Source organism: Buchnera aphidicola (Rhopalosiphum padi), assembly GCF_005080845.1.
GTDB classification, from domain to species: domain Bacteria; phylum Pseudomonadota; class Gammaproteobacteria; order Enterobacterales; family Enterobacteriaceae; genus Buchnera; species Buchnera aphidicola_AO.
Genome location: NZ_CP034858.1, coordinates 201,893 through 223,016, shown reverse-complemented (window position 1 = coordinate 223,016; position 21,124 = coordinate 201,893). Strand labels below are relative to the sequence as shown.

Sequence of the window (21,124 nt, the reverse complement as noted above, 5' to 3'; positions counted from 1 at the left end):
TTAAAAATTTTAAGAAAAGTTATAAACTTCCATGACAATACTTATATTTTTTTCCAGATCCACAAAAACAAGGCGTATTTCTTCCTATTTTAGGATCATTATTTAAAATAAAAGAATTATTATTAATATTTAAATTGAAATTTCTTTTTATATAAGATAGATCTAGTTTACTAAGAAAAGATATAACTTCATATTTTAATAATTCTAACATGTTAGAAAACATATTAAAAGATTCACGTTTATACTCTTGTTTAGGATCTTTTTGGGCATAACCACGCAAATGAATACCTTGTCTTAAATAATCCATTGCGGATAAATGTTCTTTCCAAAGAGAATCGAGTATTTGCAACATAATAGATTTTTCTATCATTCTAATATTACTAACACCTATTTCAATTTCTTTATTGAGATAATTTTTTTTTGCAATACTAATAATTTTTTTTATAATACTTTCTTTTTTTATATCAGGATCTTTTTTTAACCAATCTTGAATGGATATATTTAAATTAAATTCAGCATTTAACTTTTTTTCTAAATCTAGAATATTTGATCTATTTTTTGGAAAATTAAAATTTATATGTGTTTTAATTGTATTATACAGTACATCTTTTAAAATATCGTAAATAGTTTGTTGAATATTTTCTGAATCAATTAATTTATTACGTTGTGCATAAATCACACGACGTTGTTCATTACATACATCATCGTATTCTAATAATTGCTTTCTAATGTCAAAATTACGATTTTCTACTTTTTTTTGAGCATTTTCTATAGCTTTTGTAACCCAAGGGTGTTCAATCGCTTCATTAAAAGACAGTCCTAACTTTCTCATCATACTAGTAATTTTATCAGATGCAAAAATCCTCATTAGTGAATCTTCCATAGAGAGGTAAAAACGTGAAGAACCACTGTCTCCTTGTCGACCAGAACGCCCTCTTAATTGATTATCAATACGACGTGATTCATGACGTTCAGTACCAATAATATGTAATCCTCCAGACAAAACAACTAAATCATGTTGTTTTTTCCAACTAATCTTGATTTTTTTAACTTTATCTAAACATATATTTTTTTCTAACTGTGATTCTAAACTACCTCCTAGGACAATATCTGTACCTCTACCAGCCATATTAGTAGCAATTGTTACTGATTTTGGTTTTCCTGCTTGAGCTATAATTTCAGCCTCTCTTGCATGAAATTTAGCATTTAAAACATTGTGTTTAATATTTAATTTTTTTAGTTTTTTTGAAATCATTTCTGATTTTTCAATTGAAATTGTACCAACTAATACAGGTTGATTTTTTTTTATACAATTTTGGATATCTTTTAATATCGCATTTATTTTTTCTTCTTCAGTCATATAAACTAAATCAGACATATCTTTTCTTATCATTGGCTTATTTGTAGGAATTATAACAGTATCTAGATTATAAATTGAACTAAATTCAAAAGATTCGGTTGCAGCAGTACCTGTCATACCTGCTATTTTTTTATATAAACGAAAATAATTTTGAAATGTAATAGATGCTAAAGTTTGATTTTCATTTTTTATAGCAACATTTTCTTTAGCTTCTATTGCTTGATGTAGTCCATCAGACCATCTTCTACCAGGCATAGTTCGACCTGTATGTTCATCAACAATAACAACATTGTTATCTTTTACAAGATAATCTATATTTCGTGTAAATAAATGATGAGCACGTAAAGCAGAAATAACATGATGCATTAAGATAATATTATTTGAAGAATATAAAGACTCTTCTTTTTTTATTAATTTTTGATCAAGTAATACCTTTTCAATTTCTACTAAACCTCTTTCAGTTAAGTATATTTGTTTTGACTTTTCATCAATAGAAAAATGACCATTTCCATGAAATTTATCTGAATCTTCTTTTTTTTGACAAATCAAAGATGGTACTAATTTATTAATTTCTTTATATAAAAAAGAACTGTCTTCTGAAGGTCCAGAAATAATCAAAGGTGTTCTGGCTTCATCGATTAAAATTGAATCGACTTCGTCTACTAAAGCATAATTTAATTCACGTTGGACTCTTTCTTCAGAAGAAAAAACCATATTGTCTCGCAGATAATCAAATCCATATTCATTATTAGTACCATAAGTAATATCACATAAATAAGCTTTTTTTTTATCAATAAAAGACATTTCAGATAAATTTAAACCAACTGTTAAACCAAGAAATTCAAACAAAGGCGCATTCTTTTTAGCATCTCGCTCTGCTAAATAGTCATTCATAGTAACAATATGAACACCTCGACCTGTCAATGCATTTAAATAAGAAGGCAACGTAGAAGTTAATGTTTTTCCTTCTCCTGTACGCATTTCTGCAATACACTGTTTATTTAAAACGATTCCACCAAGAATTTGAACATCAAAATGACGCATGTTGAAAACACGACGACTTGCTTCTCTAACTGTTGCAAAAGATTCTGGTAATAAATCATCTAAATTTTCACCATTTTTTAATCTTGTACGAAATAGTTTTGTATTTTCTTGCAGTTTCTTATCTGATAATTTCTTAAATTTTTCTTCTAATTGATTAATTGAAGATACTATATTTTTGAATTTTTTTAAAATACGATCATTACGATTACTAAATATTTTGGCTAAAAATTTAATAAACATATTAGAACTCTCAAGTTATACTTTTTTATTAATTAACATTTAAGAAAATTTTATATTTTTTTAGTAACTAAAATTAAAAAATAAATAATGTTGATTAAAATAATTAAACATTTATTGGATAAAAAAATAGTATTTTTTATTAATTTGTTATAAAAGAAATTTTCTTTTTTTAAACTTTATTAAAGATTTTTTTTAAAACTATTTATTTACCACATATATTTTCATCGTTCAATAACCATATTGGTAACGGTTTTTTATGCTCGTTACTTCTTTCACAAAACAATCTTCCTAATTTATTCATATAAAAAATATTAATATTTTTAGGAGGCTTTAATATTAATGGAGTTGGACGTTGATATTCAAGATATCTTCGATAAATTTGCATAGCACCAGAAGAACTATATAATTTAGTTGATTTATTATTATCTCTTCCTATCCAAGTAATTACAATTTGTCTTCCATCAATACCCACAAACCAATTATCTACTAAATTGTTTGTTGTACCAGTTTTTCCTGCTAAAGAAAATTTTTTAAAAATTGAACCTAATGATTTCGCTGTTCCACAACTAACTACTTCTTGCATGCCATATAGTGTTAAATAAGTTGCTTCAATAGATTCTATATTTTTAGATTGAGGTAAACTTTGGTATAATACTTTACCATCATCAGAAATAATTGATCGAACTGAAGATAATAAGGTTTTGTAACCACCACTTGCAATTACTTGAAAAACTTGAGCTATTTCAATCGGTGTTAAATTAATAGCTCCTAAAGATATAGAAGGAAACGGAGTGATTAATTTTTTAGAAATACCTAGATGAAACCAACTTTTTACCAAATTTTCTAAACCCATATCTATACTTAGATTAACAGTAGGAATATTTATCGAATTAGTTAATGCATCTATTAACATAACCTGACCACTAAAATGATAATTATTATTTTTTGGAATCCAAAACTTACCATTTTTTAATTTAATTGCAATTGGATGATCAGAAATCCACGTGTTTAAACGATATTTTTTAGGATTAGACAATGCCGTTAAATAAGTTATTGGTTTAGATAGAGAACCAATAGAACGACGAGCTTGCAAAGCTCGATTATAACCATAAAATTTTGGATTAGAACCACCAACAAGAGCTTGAATTTCGCCAGTGAAACGATCTACTACAATCATAGCAATTTCTAAATCTTTTAATTTTTTTTTCTTTTTTAAAATTGGTATTCCTATCTTAACAGCTTTTTCAATAGCATTTTGTGAAAAAATATCTAAAGTTGTAAAAACTTTAATACCTGATAAATTTTTAATTTTATTTTGTAATTTTTCTTTTATCTCCATTTGAACAAGCTGTGTAAAATTAGGATAAGAAGAAATAACACATCCCCTGGCTTTAATATTTAAAGGTCTTGCAGACAATTCAGTATAAATTTTTTCTTGAATATATCCCTGATTGTATAATGAAAGTAAAACTAAATTTCTTCTATTTAAAGCAAAATCAGGATTACTCCAAGGATTATATAAAGAAGCTCCTTTAACCATTCCTACTAATAAAGCATACTGATCTAAATTCAACTCATCAATAGGTCTGCCAAAATAATACAAGCTAGCAAGAGGAAAACCTCGAATTTGTTCCTTACCATCTTGTCCTAAATAAACTTCATTTAAATATAACTCTAAAATACGATCTTTTTTATAAAACCAATCTAAAATTAAAGCCATATACATTTCATTAATTTTTCTCCATATTGAACGAGTATTTGTTAAAAAAAGATTCTTAACTAATTGTTGAGTAAGAGTACTACCACCCTGTACTGTTCGACCTGCCATTATATTTACTAAAAAAGCTCTTCCAATAGACGAAATATTAATACCATCATGTTCGTAAAAATATCTATCTTCAATCGCTAACAATGTTTTAATTAAAAGTTCTGGATATTTAGATCTAGGAATAAATACACGTTTTTTTCCTTCTGGAGACTCTAACATAGCAATTAACTTCGGTTCTAAACGGAAAAAACTAAAATTACGATTATTTTCAAGGTTTTGAATTTTCAATAAATAATTATTATCAAAAAATAACTTTACATGAAATTCGTTTTCTCTAAGATCTGGAAAATCAAAAGAACGACGTATAAATTCTATATTATTATTCTTTATACTATATTCTCCTGGTAACATAACAGTATCTACTTCTCTATACATAGTACCCTGCAAGAATTTTGATACTTCTTTTTGAGAGTACAAGTTACCAGGTTCTAAATTTATTATACGTCCATATATTGATGTAGGAAAATGCCATACTTTACCATCGATTAATCGACCGATTTTCATGTATAAAAAAAATCCATAAAAAAATACTAGAACCAATATTAAGAAAAAAAAATTTCCTAATAATTTTATTTTTCTTTTATTTAAATACATCAAAAACCCTTTTAATTAAAAAAATTTTTTATTGACAAAAAAATAAATTTTTATTTGAAAAAATATACGTGATTTATAAAATAAAATGAATTAAATAAATTTAAAAAGGAAGCTGTTCTAAAAAACGATTTAACATTGATTTCTTTCTTTAAACAATAAAATCATTTTTTAATACAGGTAAATTAAAAAACATAGGATATTCTACAAAAAATAAATATAAACCTTGAGCTGGAGCAGTAGGACCTGCATAGTTTCTATCTTTTTTATTTAATAATTTTTTGATATAATTTTTTTCTGTACAATTATTAATTGTAATCAATGAACCAACGATGTTTCGAACCATATGATACAAGAAAGAATTAGCAGTAATATCAATAACAACCCAATGGTTTAAACGCCAAATATTTAACTTGATTATTTTTCTTCTAGGAGAACTTGATTGACAACCTAAAGCGCGAAAAGATGAAAAGTCATGCTCTCCTAACAAGGATTGTGCTTCAAAAAACATCTTATCAACATTTAATTCTCTATAAATATGATTTGATGTATTACGAAAAATAGCAGAACGACATCTATTATTATATATGATATAACGATAAGAACGAGAAATAGCACTATAACGAGCACTAAAATTTTCTGGAACTTCTTTGATCCATTTTACAGAAACATTTTTAGATAAATAAGTATTTACTCCAACTGTCCAAGAAAAGTCACTTCTAATAGAAGAACTTGTAAAGTGTATTACTTGTCCTATACTATGAACACCAGAATCAGTACGTCCTGAACATACAACGTTCACTTTATGATTTGCAATTTTAGATAAAGCATTCTCTATTTCTTCTTGAACAGTAGAAAGTCCTTTTTGACGTTGCCAGCCATGATAATAACTTCCATTATATTCTATTCCCAAAGCAAATTTTTTAGTTTTTTTTTCTTTCATTTGCTAAATTCCATATGAATAAATAAAAAGTATAATTTTTTTAAATCAATATACTTGTATAAAAATATATTTAGCTGAAGTTTATGTTAATATTATTCACAATAATAACTTTTATTTTTTAAAAATATAAAAATTAATTTTTTTAATTATAAAAATTGATTTTATCAAAAAATAATATCTAAATTATTTTTCTACTCTTACTAAATATAAATCTTTTCTAAACATCGTGAATTGTCAATAATTAATATTATATTCAAAATATATTTTTTATTTTAAATACATGTAAATATTTTATTGGAAAAAAATATGGAAAAAGAAAAAAACAAAAAAAAATCATCTCTAAACGTTCTTTCTATTGCTGGTTTAAAACCTTATCAAAAAAGAATAGATGAAGAATATATGAATGAAAAACAAATGTTACATTTTAAAAAAATTCTTGAAACATGGAAAAATCAATTAAAAATTGAAATTAATCACACGTTACTTTACATACAAGACAAATCAACTAATTTTCCAGATCCTATTGATCGAGCAGCTCAAGAAGAAGAATTCAGTTTAGAATTACGAAATCGAGATAGAAGTCGTAAATTAATAAAAAAAATACAAGAAACTTTAAAGAAAATAAAAGAAAAAGATTTTGGTTACTGTGATTCTTGTGGTGTTGAAATTGGAATTCGTCGTTTAGAAGCCAGACCAACTGCAAATCTTTGTATTGATTGTAAAACATTGGCAGAAATTCGAGAAAAACAAATGGCTGGCTAATATATATAGATTAGGATATTCGATTGATATATTAAATTATCTCGAGTATCCTTTCTTAAGGTTAATTAATTATTTTATTTAATAAAAGTAGGTAAATATGGAATCTATTAGTATCTCAAAAATACAAAACTGGAAAAAAAATAAAAAAAAATTTGCTGCTATTACAGTTTATGATTTTAGTTTTTCTAGACTTTTTTCAAATGAAGGAATTCCTATAATGCTTGTAGGCGATTCTCTGGGTATGACTATTCAAGGTCATGAATCCACACTATCTGTACAAGTTCAAGATATTGAATATCATACAAAAGCAGTTAGAAAAGGTGCACCAAATGCCTTTTTATTGTCTGATTTACCATTTATGTCTTATTGTGGAGTGCAACAAACTTTAAAAAATACAGCTAAAATTATACAGTCTGGTGCTAATATGATAAAAATAGAAGGGGGGAAATGGTTAGTTAAAACTATCAAAGAACTATCAGAAAGATCAATATTAGTTTGTGGACATATAGGATTAACTCCGCAATCTATAGATTATTTAAGTGGTTATAAAGTACAAGGAAAAGAAAAAAATGACGCACAACGAATAATAGACGAAGCGTTTCTGCTAGAAGAAGCGGGAATTAAAATGTTAGTTGTAGAATGTATTCCTGCAATTTTAGCTAAAAAAATAACTGAAAACTTATCTATTCCAGTAATTGGAATAGGATCAGGTAATTATACTGATGGACAAATACTTGTTATGCAAGATTTATTAGGAATAACTGACGGGAAAAAACTAAAATTTGTAAAAAATTTCCTTTCTCATAATGGAAGCATTCAAAATGCTATTAAAAAATATATTAGTGAAGTTAAAAATGGTAGTTTTCCTAACGAAAAATATAGTTTTTAAAATTATGGAATTATAATGAATATTATAAAAAACATACATCTGTTAGAAAAAAAAATAAAAGAATTAAAAAAAAAGAAAAAAGTAATTGGATTAGTACCGACGATGGGAAATTTACATAATGGTCATATAAAACTTATTTTGTTAGCAAAAAAATACGTAGATATTGTAATAGTAAGTATTTTTATTAATCCTATGCAATTTAATAATTTATTAGATTTTAAAAAATATCCTAAAACTTTTGAACAAGACTGTTATATTTTAAGAAAAGAAAAAGTAGAAATTCTTTTTTGTCCTGACATACATGAAATGTATCCTCATGGATTAAAAAATTATACATATGTTGATGTACCTAAATTATCTAATATTATAGAAGGTAGAGCTCGTCCTGGACATTTTATAGGAGTAACAACAATAATTTGTAAATTATTTAATTTAGTACAACCAAATTTTTCTTTCTTTGGAGAAAAAGATTATCAGCAATTATTAATTGTAAAAAAATTAGTTAAAGAATTAAATTATCCCATAAAGATTATTAGTTTACCTACAATAAGATTAGAAAATGGATTGGCTTTTAGCTCAAGAAACAAGCATCTAAATTCTTTAGAGCAAGAAAAGGCACCTTATCTATATAAAACTATAGAACACACATGCAATGTTATTATACAAAATAAAGGAAAAAAAATTCCAAAAACCATTAATATATCACGACAATACCTTATAAAAAAAGGGTTTTACATTGATATATTTGATGTATATAATTCTAAAACACTTAATCCTATATCTAAAGAAAATAAAAGTATTATTATACTAGCATCAGTTTGGTTAGGAAATACTCGATTAATTGATAATAAAAAAATTATACTAAAAAATTAAAAAAAACTTTATTTTTTAAAAATCACTTTTCCTATATACGGTAAATATCGATAAGATTGAGCATAATCTATTCCATAACCAACTATAAATTCATCAGGTATAGAAAAACCTATAAAATCAATATTAATATTAACTTCACGACATTCCGGCTTATCTAGAAGAGTGCAAATTGACAAAGATTTTGGATTTCTTAATTTTAAAATACCTAATACTTTACTTAAAGTTTTTCCAGAATCAATAACATCTTCAACAATTAAAACATTTTTATTATAAATATCTTCGTCTAAATCTTTTATAATTTTTACGTCTCCAGTAGATATCATTCCACGTCCGTAACTAGAAGTAGTCATAAAATCAACTTCATGTTCGATTTTAATTCTACGACACAAATCTGCTATAAATACAAATGAACCACGTAGTAAGGCAATTAATATTATTTTATTTTCGCTGTTTTTATATTTTTTAGTAATTGCATTACCTAGTTCACGAATGCGAATATCTAGTTCTTTTTCCGAAATAATAACTTTAATAGTATGTTTCATAATATTAACTAAGTGTTTAATGTATATTTTAAATTTATTATACTAAAAATCATTTATTGATATTTGTTAAAAATATAAAATATATTCAATAATAAAAATTTTAATATAAAATTCAAAAACAAAATATTTATTTTTTAACTATTGCACTAATAATAATCATTATGTTATAAAAATCAAAATACTAATAGAAAAAATAGTATGAATTAAATGGAAATATAATTATAAATTAGTCTAATTCTTTTTTACTTTTTAAGTAATATCTATTCTAGATTAAAATTTTTAATATTTTTTAAATTAATAAAAAAACATGTTGTTTTCTATATATAAATAACAATTATAATTGTAAGAATATCATGTAAAAAATAGAAAAATTTTTATAGTAGAAAACATATCTTTTTTTTCCTAATACTTTTTTACAATATTAAAAAACTAAATCTATGATAAAATTAATAATATTTAAAATATACGTTATACTTATAAAAATATTCTCAATTACAGCTCTAAATCTTATTAAATAACACTATTCAATAAATTAATTCACTTATTTTAATGTTTTATTAATTTATATCTAAGAGATGCTACGTAAAACGTATTAATATCTACTGCTTATCGTTTCTTCGCTATAGAATAACTGTTTTTATTTATTATAACTAATCATACTTAATATGAGATAATGTATATATTTAATAAAAACCCGCTCAAAAATAATGCGGGTTTTTTATGATATGAATTTAAGGATGTAAAAAAAATATGAAACTATTGAAATTTGGCGGAACTTCGTTAGCTAATGCACAAAAGTTTTTATGTGTCGCTGATATTATAGAAAAAAAAAATAAAAAAGAACAAATTGCAGTCGTTCTTTCTGCTCCAGCTAAAATAACTAACTATTTAGTTACAATAATTGAAAAAAATATTGATAATGATAAAATTCTAAAAAACATTAATATTGCAGAAAATATTTTTATTGAATTAATAAAAGATATTAAAAAAATACAATCATTTTTTCCATATAAAAATACAAAGGAAACAATTGAAAAAGAATTTAATAAATTAAAAAAAATAATAAATGGTATTTTTTTAATAAAACAATGTCCAGAAAGTATTCAACCTATAATAATATCTCGTGGGGAAATACTTTCAGTTGTTATTATGAAAAATATATTAAAATCTAGAAATTATGAAGTTACTATTTTAAATCCAGTTAAAAATCTTTTATCAATAGGAAATTATTTAGATTCTACTGTCGATATAAAAGAATCTAAAAAACGAATTAAAAAAATAAATATAAATCAAAAAAATATTATTTTAATGGCTGGGTTCATTGCAGGAAACAAAAAAGGCGAATTAGTAGTACTGGGACGTAATGGTTCTGATTATTCTGCTGCAGTTTTAGCTTCTTGCTTAAATGCAAAATGTTGTGAAATTTGGACTGATGTTGATGGTGTATTTACATCAGATCCCAGAGTAGTCTCTAATACTTACTTATTAGAGTCAATATCCTATCAAGAAGCAATGGAATTATCTTATTTTGGTGCTAAGGTATTACATCCTCGAACCATTGAACCTATTTCCCAATTTCAAATACCATGTATTATAAAAAATACCAATAATATTCATGCTAAAGGGACGTTGATTTGTCAAAAAACTGATTCAGATGAAAATTTTTTAAAAGGTGTTACATACCTTGATAAAATAGTTATGTTCAACGTTTCTGGATCTTGTTTAAAAAATCCAGGAAATATAATATCACGGATATTTACTGCTCTTTCAAGAGAAAATATTAAAATTATTTTAATCACACAATCATCTTCAGAAAATAAAATCAACTTTTGTATTTTAGAAAAAGACACTGATTATATTTTACTAATATTAAACAAAGAATTCAAATTAGAAATAAAAGAAGGATTATTAAATAATTTAAACATAATAAAAAATTTAGCTATTTTATCAGTTATTGGTTCTAATATTTCCGAAAAAAATAATATTGCATCAAAAATTTTTTCTTCTTTAGGTTCATCAAAAATCAATGTACTTGCAATTGCACATGGGTCTTCAAAACATTCTATATCAGTAGTGATTAAAAAAGAAAATGTTTTAAAGGGCATGCAAAATGTTCATGATTCATTGTTTTTTAACAAAAAAATTATAAATGTTTTTTTAATTGGAATAGGTGGAGTTGGCAAAGAACTATTAAAACAAATCTTAAGACAAGAAAAGTTTTTAGATCAAAAAAATATAAAAATCAGATTTCGTATGATTGCCAATTCTAAAAAATTACTTTTTTTAAATGACTTAATTAATTTAAATAATTGGGAAGAAAATTTTAAAAAATCAAACAAAGAATTTAATTTACAAATATTAAATGAATTATTAAAAAATAATTTCGATTCCAATTCAGTCATAATCGACTGCACATCTGATGAAATTTTATCAAAGCAATATGTTAATTTTATTAAAAACGGTTTTCACATAATTGCTTCAAATAAAAAAGCCAATACAAATTCCTTGCAATATTACAATGACATTAGAACTACTGCATTAAAAGAAAATAAAAAATTTTTATATGAAACTAATGTTGGAGCCGGATTGCCAGTTATAAATACACTTCAAAATTTATTTAATACAGGTGATCATCTTATATCTTTTAAAGGTATATTATCTGGTTCGTTATCTTTTATATTTGGAAGATTAGAAGAAGGTATTTCATTATCAGAAGCGACTAAAGAAGCGAAAAAATTAGGTTTTACTGAACCAAATCCATTCGATGATTTATCTGGCATCGATGTTGCTAGAAAACTATTAGTTTTAGCTCGAGAGGTAGGCTATTCCATAGAACTAAAAGATATAAACATCGAACCTATATTACCAGAAAAATTTAAAAAATATCAAAATTCTGAAGAATTTTTATTTAAACTGAAAGAATTAGATCTATTCTTTTCAGAACGAGTTAATAAAGCACATAATTTAGGAAATGTACTGCGTTTTGTAGGAAGCATAGAAAAAAGTGGAAAATGTTCAGTAAAAATTGAGGAAATAAACAGTAATAATCCATTATATAAAGTAAAAAATGGTGAAAACGCACTGACATTTTATACAAACTATTATCAACCCATTCCTCTTGTATTAAGAGGATATGGTGCGGGTAACGATGTTACTGCCTCTGGGGTGTTTTCCGACTTACTACGTACAATATTATAAGCATCAGCGGAGTACAGTAATGATTAAAATTTATGCACCAGCTTCTATTGCCAATGTTGGAGTTGGGTTTGATATTTTAGGTGCAGCCATTATACCAATAAATGGTACTTTATTAGGTGATTGTGTAACAGTAAAGTTATCAAAAAAATTTGAATTAATTAATAAGGGAATTTTTTCTAATAAATTACCTATAAATAAAGAACAAAACATTGTTTGGAAATGTTGGTTTAAATTTTGTAAAATAGTAAAAAAAAATATTCCTGTTTCTATAATTCTCGAAAAAAATATGCCAATTGGATCAGGACTAGGATCTAGTGCTTGCTCAGTAGTCGCCACTTTAGTGGCAATTAATCAAATTTGTAATAATCCTTTAAATTCAAAAGAATTACTACTACTTATGGGAGAAATAGAAGGTGAAATATCAGGAAGCGTGCATTATGATAATGTGGCTCCATCTTATTTAGGAGGTCTTCAATTAATATTAGAAGATTCTGATGTTGTAAGTCAAACACTTCCAAATTTCAAAAATTGGTTTTGGATTATTGCTTGGCCGGGAGTAAAAGTTTCTACTGCAGAGGCAAGAAAAATTTTACCTAAAGAATATAAAAAAGATATTTGTATTAAAAATAGTCGTTATCTAGCGGGTTTTATTCATGCATCATATACTAAACAATCTAATTTAGCAGCTAGATGTATGCAAGACTTTATAGCAGAACCATATCGTAGTAAATTACTTCCTAATTTTCTAAACGCCAAAGAAAAAATTAAAAAAATTGGAGCCATAGGTTGTGGGATATCTGGTTCAGGTCCTACTATTTTTGCAATTTCTGACAATATAAAAACTGCTGAAAAGATATCTTTATGGCTAAAAGACAATTACTTACAAAACAAAACAGGATTTGTTCATATTTGTTGTGTGGATTCAAAAGGTGTGCGCAAAATAGGATAAAAAATGAAACTTTATAATTTAAAAAATCATAATGAACAAGTAAATTTTGAAACTGCTGTAAAACTTGGATTAGGGCAGAAACAAGGTTTATTTTTTCCCGTAGAATTACCAATTATTACACCTTTAGAATTATTAAGAATATTAAAAATGGATTTTATTACACGAAGTACTGAAATACTTTCTAAGTTTATCAGCAGTGAAATATCTAAAGAAGTATTATACGAACATGTTAAAAAAGCATTTTCATTTTCAAAACCATTAAAAGTTTGTATTAATAAAAATATAAGTTGTTTTGAATTATTTCATGGCCCAACATTAGCATTTAAAGATTTTGGGGCACGTTTTATGGCTCAAATGATACTATCTCTTAATAAAAAAAATGAATCTTTTACTATTTTAACTGCAACATCAGGAGACACTGGCGCTGCAGTTGCTCATGCATTTTATGGAATGAAAAATATTCGAGTCATTATTTTATATCCAAAAGGAAAAATTAGTGTACTGCAAGAACAACTATTTTGTACCTTAGGTAAAAATATAAAAACTATATCTATTAACGGTAGTTTCGATGATTGTCAAAAATTAGTAAAAAAAGCCTTTGATGACAAAAAATTAAAAGAATCGATAGGATTAAATTCTGCTAATTCTATTAATATAAGCCGTTTATTAGCCCAAATATGTTATTATTTTGAAGCTTTTTCATTACTTTGTGAAGAACAAAGAAAAAATTTAGTTATAGCTGTTCCATGTGGTAATTTTGGTAATTTAACAGCTGGTTTGTTGGCTAAATCTCTTGGTTTACCGATTAAAGCATTTATTGCATGTACTAATGATAATGATACAATTCCGAGATTTCTTAGTAGTGGAAAATGGGATCCTCAAAAAACTGTATCAACAATTTCTAATGCTATGGATATTAGTCGTCCTAACAATTGGCCTCGAATTGAAGAGTTATTCCGTAGAAAAAAATGGGATTTAAAAGAATTAAGATTCGGAAGTGTATCAGATGAAATCACTAAAGAAACTCTTAAAGAATTGTTTCAATTAGGTTATGTATCTGAACCTCATGCAGCAATTGCTTATAGACTATTACATGATCAATTAAAAAAAGACGAATTTGGTTTATTTTTAGGAACAGCACATCCATCTAAATTTAAAAACACTGTAGAAAAAATATTAGAAAATAATATTTCTTTACCAAAAGAACTAAAAAATAGAACTAATTTGCCATTGTTGTCCTATAATATAAACCCTGATTTCAATACATTAAAAGAATTTTTACTAGAAAAATAAAAAAAAATTAGAGAGGATAAATTGAATTTTCCTCTCTAATAAAAATTTTTATTTTTATAAAAAAATATTTTTTTTTAAACATTAAATAAAAAATTAATAATATCACCATCTTGAATTTTATAAAATTTTCCCTCGCTTCGATATTTACCTACTTCTTTAACTTTAGACTCACTTTTATATTTTATAAAATCTAAATAATGCATAATTTGTGCACGAATAAAACCTCTACTAAAATCACTATGTATTTTATCAGCAGCTTGAAGACTCGTACTACCATTAGGTATAGCCCAAGCACGAATTTCTTTTATTCCTGCAGTAAAAAATGTTATTAAATTAAGTATTTTATAACCAGATTTAACGATATTATTTAACCCTAAATTCGTTATATTAAAAGATTTCATAAAATATTTTTGTTCATTTTCATTCATTTTTATTAAATCTAATTCCAGATTCGAATTAATTGGAATAACTAAAGAACCTTCTTTTTTAGCTAATTTATTTAATTCATTTAAAAAAAAATATGACTCTTTTTCTTCATTAATATTAGCAATATACATCGTTGGTTTTAAAGTTAAGAAACGTAAATAACTAATAATTTTTTTTTCATTTTCATCTAAAGAAAGTGTTTTTAACATTAAAAAATTTTTTAAATGATAAAGACATTTGTTTAATACAACCAGTTTTTCTTCTATCTCTTTTTTATTAAATTTTAGTTTTTTTTCTAATTTTAATATAGATTTTTCACAAGTTTCAAAATCTGATAATATAAGTTCAGCATTAATTATATCAACATCTATTGTAGGTTGGACTTGATTATAAACATGACTGATATTGTCATCTTTAAAACAGCGAACAACATGAGCAATAGCATGAGTATCTCGTATATTACTTAAAAATTGATTACCTAACCCTTCTCCTTTAGAAGCACCTTTGACTAAACCGGCAATATCTACAAATTCTATAAATGCATTAACTATTTTTTCCGGTGAAATAATTTTAGCAAGATTACTAATACGACTATCAGGAACTGAAACAATTCCTATATTTGGCTTAATAGTACAAAATGGAAAATTAGCAACTGCTGAATTACCTTTAGTTAAAGCATTAAATAAAGTAGATTTACCAATATTAGGTAATCCTATAATTCCACATTTAAAACCCATGTTTTATACGCCTTAAAAATAAAAAAGTACAAAAAATAATTAAAAAAATTTTACATCTAATTATTAGATAAAATTTAATAATGTAAAATTTTCCTTTATCGCATATGAAATAGATTTTTTAATTAAATTCATTTCTCTACAATCAGGTATAGAAAGTACAAAAGATGATATTTCGTTTTTATTTTTTGGACGGCCAATTCCGATTCTTAATCGATAAAAATTTACTTTAGTGTTAAATTCTTTAATAATGTTTCTTAATCCATTATGACCACTATGCCCATAACTATATTTATATTTTATCATTCCCGGTTCTAAATCTAAATCATCGTGTATTATTAATATTTGATTTAAATTAATATTGTAAAATGAAGCCATTTTATATACCGCATGACCATTTATATTCATAAAAATATTAGGTACAAGCAAACGAATAGAATTTAATTCTATGTTTAAACAGGTAGTAAAACCAAAAAATTTTTTTTCTTCTTTTAAAATACTAAAATAATGTTTTGCTAAAGAATAAACATACCAAGATCCAACATTATGACGCGTTTTATGATATTGTTTTTTGGGATTAGATAACCCTACTATCATCTTTATTTTATTCAAAAAGAATCCTTTAATATTTTTAGATTTATATAAAAAATGAAAAACATATAATATGCGCTATTATATGTTTTCATTTTATAATATTAAAAATATTGATCAATTAAAGATTTATATTTAAAAAATACAATTTTTATAAATTAATTGAAATTTATTTCAACAAACGATTAGATGCCTCATCCCAATTAACTATATTCCAAAAAGACTTAATATAGTCTAGTCGTCTATTTTGATATTTTAAATAGTAAGCATGTTCCCAAAGATCTAATCCAATAATAGGATAACCAGAAGTACCTGATATTGATTTTCCCATTAATGGATTATCTTGATTTATTGTAGATACTATAGATAGTACACCGTTTTGATTTACTAACCAAGCCCAACCTGAACCAAAATGTTTTAAGGCAGTATCTTCAAACTTACTTTTAAAACATTCAAGACTGCCAAATTGCCTATCAATTTCTGATTTTAAATCACCTTGTAATACTGTTCCAATTTTTAAACCTTTCCAAAATAAACTATGATTTATATGTCCTCCTGCATTATTGCGTAATACAGTTTTATTTTCTAAACTTATTTCATTAAAAATAGACATTAACTCTTCAATTGAAAGTGAATTAAAATGTGTTTTTTCTAAAATAGAATTAGTATTATTAATATAGTTTTGATGGTGTTTTGTATGATGAATTTTCATTGTTTCTTCATCAAAAAAAGGTTCTAAAGCATTATATGCATAAGATAGATCAGGTAAAGAATAACTCATTTTTTTTCCTAAAATAAAAAATAAAACAATAAATTTAAAATTAAATTAATAATTTAATCTTAAACATTTTATTAAATTATAGTACAATTATTTAGTTATAAACAAGAATCATAATTAATATTCAATCAATATCTAAATTAAAAAATATTATTTTATTAGAATATTAATTCTATTTCATTTAAAATTTTTTATAAAAAATATTTTTCACCATTCATTTTTTGATTCATTTTTAATATTTTATCTATACAGTAAAATCAAAAAAATATAACCTAAAAAGATTGATAAAAATAAATCAAAAGTTAACTATATTAAACACCAAGTGTTTTAAATGATGAGATTTTGATGTCTACAACTCAAGAATTCAATTTATTAAGTAATCGCTTTCGAACTTTTTATCCTGTTGTTATCGATATAGAAACAGCAGGATTTAATCCAAAAACTGATGCAGTATTAGAAATTGCGTTAATAACATTAAAAATGGACAAATTAGGATGGCTACATAAAGAAGATACACTTCACTTTCATGTAAAACCATTTAAAGGATCTATTATCAATTCTGATGCTATTGCTTTTAATAAAATTGATCCATTTAACCCTTTGCGTGGAGCAATTAGTGAAAAATTAGCTATTGAATCAATATTAGAAAAAGTACGCAATGGTATAAAAATACAAGGATGTACTCGAGGAATAGTAGTTGCACATAATGCAAATTTTGATCATAATTTTTTAATGGCAGCCATTCAACGAGTTGAAATTAAAAACAATCCTTTTCATCCTTTTGTTACATTTGATACAGCTGCATTGAGCGGATTAGCTGTAGGTCAAACTGTATTAGCAAAAGCATGCAAAGCAATTGGTTTATCATTTGATAATAATCAAGCACATTCAGCATTATATGATACTTTGCAAACAGCTAATCTTTTTTGTAAAATAGTAAATCGTTGGAAAGGTTTAGGTGGATGGCCTGTAAATATTAAAAAAGATAAATAAAATTTATATTAAGTACATGATAAAAAAATATTTTAAAATTTTTACAAAAAAGATATAACATTAACAATAAAAAATCTTAATTTTTTTGTATAATGTCATATCTTAGTTTTTTAAATTTATTTTTTAGAGTTTAATACTGCATTAGATATTATTTTTTTTAGTTCTCCATTTTCTAGCATCTCAAGTATAATACTACATCCACCAATTAACTCTCCTTTTATCCATAATTGAGGGAAAGTGGGCCAATTAGCGTACTTTGGTAATTCTTTTCTAATATCTAAATTTTCTAAAACATCAACATATGCAAATTTTTCTCCACAAATAGATAAAGCTTGTACTGCTTGAGCCGAAAATCCACAACTAGGAGATTGAGGTGTACCTTTCATATAAATTAAAATAATATTATCTTTAATTTGACGTTCTATTTTTTTAATTGTATTCATATATTTCCCAAACTAAAGTTAAAAAACTAAATAAATAAAAATTTTATTGAAAATACTTTTAAAAATATTTTATGGACAATTTTATTTTTTTTTGCAATACTGAATAATAAAATTTAATTTTAAATTATGGGGCTGTTTTTGGATTCGACAAAATTATCAAAAAAATAAAGTGCATGCCGAGGAACGGTTTGCCTCGATAAAAAACCGTAAAAAAATAGCTGCAAATAATAAACAAAACTACGCTTTAGCAGCTTAAAAAACTGTTTTAAAGCCCTTTCATCTCTGACTTATCTCTTGAGAAAGAGAAATTTTTAAGAAAGGTCAAAATTTAAAGAGAAAAACGTGAATACCAAGCTTGACGGTAACACGGAATTGATTTTCAAGCTATGCGCTTAAAATGAGTTTTTCCAAATTAAGCGATGAATTAAAAAAAAGAAAAACTAAGCATGTAGTATCTTTATTTATAGAAATTTTGGACGCGGGTTCAAATCCCGCCAGCTCCAAAAAAATAAAAAAATAACTTATTTCTTATAATTCATTGAATATCTAATTTTGACACTTTATTTTTTTTAAAAAATATGTTTAGTGTCCTTTGATGACATTTAGATCTACTTTCTTTTTCAAAAATAATATAATGAAAGACATTATTAAAAGAATCAGAAATAATTGGATTTCCAAAAATATAAATTATTTGTTCTTTTGTCATTCCTTTATAGTTTTTTTTAAATTTGTTTAAATCAAAACAAGACTCATTTAAATTATTTAATATATAGTGTTTATTCTCTGATATTGAACAACTAGAGAACAAAAATATTATTAATAATATTTTTAAAAAAATCTGATTACTCATTAATCAATCACTGCCTATAGTATTTTATATGAAATGTAATTAATAACAATCTTTAACCATAAAAAAAGTTTGAAATATTAACGCTTTTATAATTAAAAATTATTCTAAAAAAATGTTTTAACATTAATTTAAAAATAAATTTCATTAAAATTCCAAATAATCTAAAAAAATTTTTTAGACCAGTTTAATTTCGAAGTTAAAGTTTCAAAATAATTATAACTTTTAGGATGTATAAGATTTAAATAATAATTACTACGACGAATAAAAACATATTCATTTTTATTAACAGGTAACACTATTTGACTATCACAACTGATTTTTAAATCAGTTTCTATATTAGAAAATCTTAAACAAATTACACTGTCACTACGAATTACTAAGGGACGTGCAGATAAAGTATGAGGAAACATGGGTACTAATAAAATAGCTTCTAAAGAAGTTTCTATAATAGGCCCTCCAGCTGAAAGTGAATAACCTGTTGATCCTGTTGGAGTCGAAACAATCAACCCATCTGAACGTTGAGAAAAAGCAAAATTTTCATTAATATAAACTTCAAATTCTATCATATGAGCTACATGTTTTGGATGTAAAACAACTTCATTAATCGCAATGCTAGATTTAGAAATTTTTTCTTTTTTATAAATTGTTACATCTAATAAAAAACGATTTTCTATTAAATATTTTCCAGACAAAACTTCTGAAAGCTTTTTAAATCTATTATCTGGATTTAAATCTGTAAGAAAACCTAGATTACCACGATTAATACCAATGATTTTAATATTAAAATATGATAAAATACGAGCCGTAAACAATAAATTTCCATCTCCACCTATTACAACGGCTAAATCACACAACTGACCAATTTCCATTAATGTTGCAGTTTTAGGGTTTTTTAAATTTAGTTTTTTAGAAATAGTATGTTCAATAAAAACTTGATAACCTTTTTTAGTTAACCATTTGTAAAGTACTTCATGTGTTATTAATGCACTTGAATGACGCGGACACCCAACAATACCAATACAATTAAAATATTGCTTCATTGCATCAAATTTCCCAATAAAAAAAATATATTTTTAATAAAAAAATTACCTTGAAAGACATATTAAAGACTCTGTGTTTAATTAATAACATTCAAAATGGTGATATTATGGATAATCAAGAGAAAAAAATAAACTATAAAAATACTGAAAAAAAAAATGATTTAGAAAAAAACAAAGAAAGAAAAGATAGTAAATTACTATTTCAGAATAAAAAAATTAATGAATTACAAGAAAAAATATTAGAAAATGAAAAAAAGATACTTAATCTTAAGTTAAGACATTTAGCAAATATAGAAAATATTAAAAAAAATACAGAAATAAAAATAAAAAATATAAAAAATACAGAAATAGAAAGTTTTTTTAAACAAATAATTCCTATTATAAATACTCTTGAAGACATATTAATAATTTCTAAAAAATTAAATTTAAGTGATGAACCATCAATACAAGGAATTAAATTAACATTAAAATCTTTGTTAACTATATTAGTTAAATTTGGAGTAAAAATAGAAGGAAAAAAAAATGAGATTTTTAATCCAAAAATTCATGATGCTGTTTTAATTAAATCATCAAAAGAAATAGAACCAAACTATATTATTTCTGTAAAGAAAAAAGGTTTTACTTTTAGAAAAACATTACTTCGCAAAGCAACTGTTGTAGTTTCTGAAGCATAAAAATATTTTTTATATTCATATAAATATATATTTTTTAAAATTTTTAGTTTTTAAATTTTTTAAATTATATAAAAATAGAAAAA

At 24.6% G+C, this 21,124-nt stretch carries 18 protein-coding genes and 1 other RNA gene; 9 read left to right on the top strand and 10 right to left on the bottom strand.

Translation table 11 applies throughout. The annotated features are described in order from the left end of the window. Positions 1-19: 19 nt before the first annotated feature. The 3 genes from secA to truA all read right to left on the bottom strand — a co-directional run bounded on the left by secA (position 20) and on the right by truA (position 6,006). Positions 20-2,644: a preprotein translocase subunit SecA gene (gene secA / locus D9V76_RS01050; RefSeq protein ID WP_158337008.1), complete on the bottom strand. Its 2,625-nt coding sequence runs from the start codon at positions 2,642-2,644 to the stop codon at positions 20-22. 202 nt (positions 2,645-2,846) lie between these two features. Further along, positions 2,847-5,066 (bottom strand): bifunctional glycosyl transferase/transpeptidase, encoded by a 2,220-nt coding sequence (mrcB, locus tag D9V76_RS01045; RefSeq protein WP_158337007.1) that lies wholly within the window; start codon positions 5,064-5,066, stop codon positions 2,847-2,849. A 148-nt stretch (positions 5,067-5,214) separates the two neighbouring features. After that, complete coding sequence (gene truA, locus D9V76_RS01040) at positions 5,215-6,006, bottom strand: tRNA pseudouridine(38-40) synthase TruA (RefSeq protein ID WP_158337006.1); 792 nt, start codon at positions 6,004-6,006, stop codon at positions 5,215-5,217. Between the two features lie 306 nt (positions 6,007-6,312). Between truA and dksA the strand changes: the two genes are divergently transcribed. The 3 genes from dksA (at position 6,313) to panC (ending at position 8,530) form a co-directional block, all read left to right on the top strand. Beyond that, positions 6,313-6,768, top strand: coding sequence for an RNA polymerase-binding protein DksA (gene dksA, locus D9V76_RS01035; RefSeq protein WP_158337005.1), 456 nt, complete (start codon positions 6,313-6,315; stop codon positions 6,766-6,768). Positions 6,769-6,865: 97 nt separating this feature from the next. Next, a complete protein-coding gene (gene panB, locus D9V76_RS01030; protein ID WP_158337004.1) occupies positions 6,866-7,657 on the top strand; it encodes a 3-methyl-2-oxobutanoate hydroxymethyltransferase in 792 nt (263 codons plus the stop codon). A gap of 15 nt (positions 7,658-7,672) precedes the next feature. Beyond that, positions 7,673-8,530: a pantoate--beta-alanine ligase gene (panC, locus tag D9V76_RS01025; protein ID WP_158337003.1), complete on the top strand. Its 858-nt coding sequence runs from the start codon at positions 7,673-7,675 to the stop codon at positions 8,528-8,530. A gap of 8 nt (positions 8,531-8,538) precedes the next feature. Here the strand turns inward: panC and hpt are convergent, their stop codons facing one another. Then, positions 8,539-9,072, bottom strand: coding sequence for a hypoxanthine phosphoribosyltransferase (gene hpt / locus D9V76_RS01020; protein WP_158337002.1), 534 nt, complete (start codon positions 9,070-9,072; stop codon positions 8,539-8,541). A gap of 750 nt (positions 9,073-9,822) precedes the next feature. On the opposite strand from hpt, the gene thrA reads away from it, so the two are divergent. From thrA to thrC, 3 genes are read left to right on the top strand one after another with little or no spacing between them, the layout of a single operon-like run. Further along, positions 9,823-12,270, top strand: coding sequence for a bifunctional aspartate kinase/homoserine dehydrogenase I (gene thrA, locus D9V76_RS01015; protein WP_158337001.1), 2,448 nt, complete (start codon positions 9,823-9,825; stop codon positions 12,268-12,270). 19 nt (positions 12,271-12,289) lie between these two features. Next, on the top strand, positions 12,290-13,219 hold the full coding sequence (gene thrB / locus D9V76_RS01010; RefSeq protein WP_158337000.1) for a homoserine kinase: 930 nt from the start codon (positions 12,290-12,292) through the stop codon (positions 13,217-13,219). Between the two features lie 3 nt (positions 13,220-13,222). Then, positions 13,223-14,512, top strand: a complete 1,290-nt coding sequence (gene thrC / locus D9V76_RS01005) for a threonine synthase (RefSeq protein WP_158336999.1) — start codon at positions 13,223-13,225, stop codon at positions 14,510-14,512. A gap of 74 nt (positions 14,513-14,586) precedes the next feature. Here the strand turns inward: thrC and ychF are convergent, their stop codons facing one another. From ychF to D9V76_RS00990, 3 genes are all read right to left on the bottom strand, one after another. Beyond that, positions 14,587-15,675 carry a redox-regulated ATPase YchF gene (ychF, locus tag D9V76_RS01000; RefSeq protein WP_158336998.1) on the bottom strand — a complete coding sequence of 363 codons (1,089 nt, stop codon included), beginning with the start codon at positions 15,673-15,675 and terminating at the stop codon, positions 14,587-14,589. Positions 15,676-15,738: 63 nt separating this feature from the next. Beyond that, positions 15,739-16,269 carry an aminoacyl-tRNA hydrolase gene (pth, locus tag D9V76_RS00995; protein ID WP_158337716.1) on the bottom strand — a complete coding sequence of 177 codons (531 nt, stop codon included), beginning with the start codon at positions 16,267-16,269 and terminating at the stop codon, positions 15,739-15,741. A gap of 163 nt (positions 16,270-16,432) precedes the next feature. Further along, the gene (locus tag D9V76_RS00990; RefSeq protein ID WP_158336997.1) at positions 16,433-17,044 is read right to left on the bottom strand and encodes a Fe-Mn family superoxide dismutase; all 612 of its coding nucleotides are present in this window, start codon (positions 17,042-17,044) and stop codon (positions 16,433-16,435) included. A gap of 342 nt (positions 17,045-17,386) precedes the next feature. Between D9V76_RS00990 and rnt the strand changes: the two genes are divergently transcribed. Continuing rightward, a complete protein-coding gene (gene rnt / locus D9V76_RS00985) occupies positions 17,387-18,034 on the top strand; it encodes a ribonuclease T (RefSeq protein ID WP_158336996.1) in 648 nt (215 codons plus the stop codon). Positions 18,035-18,150: 116 nt separating this feature from the next. Here rnt and grxD read toward each other — a convergent pair whose 3' ends face one another. After that, positions 18,151-18,477, bottom strand: a complete 327-nt coding sequence (gene grxD, locus D9V76_RS00980) for a Grx4 family monothiol glutaredoxin (protein ID WP_158336995.1) — start codon at positions 18,475-18,477, stop codon at positions 18,151-18,153. Between the two features lie 128 nt (positions 18,478-18,605). On the opposite strand from grxD, the gene ssrA reads away from it, so the two are divergent. Beyond that, positions 18,606-18,983, top strand: a transfer-messenger RNA (tmRNA) gene (ssrA, locus tag D9V76_RS00975). Positions 18,984-19,012: 29 nt separating this feature from the next. On the opposite strand, the gene bamE is transcribed toward ssrA, so the two are convergent. Then, positions 19,013-19,327, bottom strand: coding sequence for an outer membrane protein assembly factor BamE domain-containing protein (bamE, locus tag D9V76_RS00970; protein ID WP_158336994.1), 315 nt, complete (start codon positions 19,325-19,327; stop codon positions 19,013-19,015). A 161-nt stretch (positions 19,328-19,488) separates the two neighbouring features. Further along, positions 19,489-20,367, bottom strand: coding sequence for an NAD(+) kinase (gene nadK, locus D9V76_RS00965; RefSeq protein WP_158336993.1), 879 nt, complete (start codon positions 20,365-20,367; stop codon positions 19,489-19,491). A 107-nt stretch (positions 20,368-20,474) separates the two neighbouring features. Here nadK and D9V76_RS00960 point away from each other — a divergent pair, with 107 nt between their 5' ends. After that, a complete protein-coding gene (locus D9V76_RS00960; protein ID WP_158337714.1) occupies positions 20,475-21,041 on the top strand; it encodes a nucleotide exchange factor GrpE in 567 nt (188 codons plus the stop codon). Positions 21,042-21,124: the final 83 nt, after the last annotated feature.